At 47.0% G+C, this 406-nt stretch carries 1 protein-coding gene; it reads right to left on the minus strand.

What is annotated here, in order from left to right:
- Positions 1–406 (minus strand): histidine kinase (locus D7Y13_RS50235; protein ID WP_167508834.1); only part of this gene is annotated, 406 nt, incomplete at both ends.

Genomic DNA, 406 nt, shown 5'->3' on the forward strand with positions numbered 1-406 from the left:
GTTTTGGAGCGTCACCCGTTCGGAGCGGGAGTTTTCCAGCACCATTCGGATCAGGCGGCTGAACTTAGTCAGGTATTCAGACGCTTTTTCCGACTCATTATCAACAGCATACAATTTTATAGAATTGAGACAATTAAAGATAAAATGCGGGTTCATCTGTGACCGTAGTCCAGTCATTTCGGCCTCGGCTACCCGGCGTTCAAAATCGGAACGAAGCTGACTGACGCGCTGCGCTTCGAGTTGACGTTCCAGCATGACCTCGTTGGTTTGCTGTACTAACTGACGTTCCAGCATGGCATTTTGCATGGCCAACAACTGTTGCTTCTCTTGAGAAAGACGTTCTACTTCCGTCAATTGATGGTGTAGAGAGCGGTGAGTTATAGCTGATTTATAGCCCATATAAAGT

It is taken from the genome of Corallococcus praedator, assembly GCF_003612125.1.
GTDB lineage: Bacteria > Myxococcota > Myxococcia > Myxococcales > Myxococcaceae > Corallococcus > Corallococcus praedator.